Below are 2500 nucleotides of genomic sequence, written 5' to 3' on the forward strand. Positions count from 1 at the left end.
CCATACGACTACTCGTATGACTACTCTCATCCGCTATGACTTCCTGATCCAACGCGCCGCTCCGCTGCCAGCGACAAGCATCGCAGCAATCCCCTCAGCGGCAAGGCGGCCTACAGAACACGCTTACAAACGGTCGCATGCGCGACGAACTGCTCAACGAGACACTGTTCTTCACGGTCCGCCAGGCGTGCTCGAGCCTCGCGCGCTGGGTCGATGCCTACAACACCGAGCGACCGCGCTCCTTGCTCGGCTACGCCACACCGGCGGCGTTCTCCATTGAACTCGGAACGCACCTGTGCGCTGGACACAAAAAAGCCGCTAACCCTACGGGCTAGCGGCGTTTATTTGGTTGCGGGGACAGGATTTGAACCTGTGACCTTCAGGTTATGAGCCTGACGAGCTACCGGACTGCTCCACCCCGCGTCAAAAGGGGGAAGGACTTGTGAATGGGTTCTCTACTTCCGTTTTCGCTGCACCAGCTGCAATGCCTGGCGACGACCTACTCTTCCATCGCTTAAGCGATAGTACCATCGGCGCAGTCAGGTTTCACGGCCGAGTTCGAGATGGGATCGGGTGGGACACTGACGCTATGGCCACCAGGCAATGAAGCCGGTGCGGCAAAAACGGGTTCTTAAATCGATGCACCTGGCTGATGAATAATATCCCATCGACCACCCTGAAAATCCAGGGCTGTCATTGATGGTGGGACTCATCAAGCGCGAATAGGACAATTAGTATCGGTTAGCTCCACGCATTACTGCGCTTCCACACCCGATCTATCAAGGTCGTGGTCTTCGACCGTCCTAAGAAATCTTATCTCGAGGGAGGCTTCCCGCTTAGATGCTTTCAGCGGTTATCCCGTCCATACATAGCTACCCAGCTGCGCTCCTGGCGGAACGACTGGTACACCAGAGGTATGTTCAACCCGGTCCTCTCGTACTAGGGTCAACTCCTCTCAAATTTCGACGCCCACGGCAGATAGGGACCAAACTGTCTCGCGACGTTCTGAACCCAGCTCACGTACCACTTTAATTGGCGAACAGCCAAACCCTTGGGACCTGCTCCAGCCCCAGGATGTGATGAGCCGACATCGAGGTGCCAAACAACCCCGTCGATATGAGCTCTTGGGGGTTATCAGCCTGTTATCCCCGGCGTACCTTTTATCCGTTGAGCGATGGCCCTTCCACGAGGGACCACCGGATCACTATGACCGACTTTCGTCTCTGCTCGACTTGTCAGTCTCGCAGTCAGGCGGGCTTATGCCATTGCACTCTAACAGTCGGTTTCCAACCGACCTGAGCCCACCATCGCGCGCCTCCGTTACTCTTTAGGAGGCGACCGCCCCAGTCAAACTACCCGCCACAGAGGGTCCCAGCACCGGATAACGGTGCGTGGTTAGACATCAGAAAACAACAGGGTGGTATTTCACCTATGGCTCCACTCAGGCTGGCGCCCAAGTTTCAAAGCCTCCCACCTATGCTACACAGTTCTTTCCTAATGCCACTCTGAAGCTGCAGTAAAGGTGCACGGGGTCTTTCCGTCTAACCGCGGGTACTCCGCATCTTCACGGAGAATTCAATTTCGCTGAGCATATCCTGGAGACAGTGGGGAAGTCGTTACGCCATTCGTGCAGGTCGGAACTTACCCGACAAGGAATTTCGCTACCTTAGGACCGTTATAGTTACGGCCGCCGTTTACCTGGGCTTCAATTCAGAGCTTGCACTCCTCCTCTTAACCTTCAGGCACCGGGCAGGCGTCAGGCCCTATACGTCGTCTTGAAGCCGACTTAGCAGAGCCCTGTGTTTTTGCTAAACAGTCGCTACCCCCTGGCCTGTGCCCCCCGCCACTGGTTGCCCAATGACGGGGCCTCCTTCTTCCGAAGGTACGGAGGCAATTTGCCGAGTTCCTTCAGGATACTTCTCTCAAGCGCCTTGGTATACTCTACCTGACCACCTGTGTCGGTTTCGGGTACGGTCTATACGGTGGGGCTATTTCCTGGGACTTCTTCGCAGCCAAACCAATCCGATAAGGAATGACCACTTACGAAATCCGTCACACACCACCAGGTACAGGAATATTAACCTGTTTCCCATCGACTACCCCCTTCGGGCTCGTCTTAGGGGCCGACTCACCCTGCGCGGATTAGCCTTGCGCAGGAACCCTTGGTCTTTCGGCGACAGTGCATCTCACACTGTTTATCGCTACTCATGTCAGCATTCGCACTTCCGATACCTCCACGACCCATTACCAGATCGCTTCGACGGCTTACGGAACGCTCCGCTACCGCGTGATCGTAAACGATCACACCCTAAGCTTCGGTGCATCACTTTAGCCCCGTTACATCTTCGCCGCAGGAACCCTTATTTAGACCAGTGAGCTGTTACGCTTTCTTTAAAGGATGGCTGCTTCTAAGCCAACCTCCTGGTTGTTTTGGGATTCCCACATGCTTTCCCACTTAGTGATGACTTGGGGACCTTAGCTGTAGGTTAGGGCTGTTTCC

1 tRNA gene, 2 rRNA genes and 1 pseudogene (1 of these 4 cut by a window edge) are annotated in these 2500 nt (G+C 55.2%); 1 reads left to right on the top strand and 3 read right to left on the bottom strand.

What is annotated here, in order from left to right:
• Positions 1-128: 128 nt before the first annotated feature.
• A pseudogene (locus tag NFE57_RS08050) lies at positions 129-284 on the top strand (integrase core domain-containing protein); the annotation flags it as partial.
• Between the two features lie 62 nt (positions 285-346).
• Here the strand turns inward: NFE57_RS08050 and NFE57_RS08055 are convergent.
• The 3 genes from NFE57_RS08055 to NFE57_RS08065 form a co-directional block, all read right to left on the bottom strand.
• Positions 347-423: transfer RNA gene (locus NFE57_RS08055), tRNA-Met, on the bottom strand.
• Positions 424-486: 63 nt separating this feature from the next.
• Positions 487-601, bottom strand: a 5S ribosomal RNA gene (rrf, locus tag NFE57_RS08060).
• Positions 602-711: 110 nt separating this feature from the next.
• Positions 712-2500: ribosomal RNA gene (locus NFE57_RS08065) — 23S ribosomal RNA — on the bottom strand (it continues 1006 nt past the right edge of the window).

The organism is Hephaestia sp. MAHUQ-44 (genome assembly GCF_023806085.1).
In the GTDB taxonomy this organism is placed as follows: Bacteria; Pseudomonadota; Alphaproteobacteria; order Sphingomonadales; family Sphingomonadaceae; genus Sphingomonas.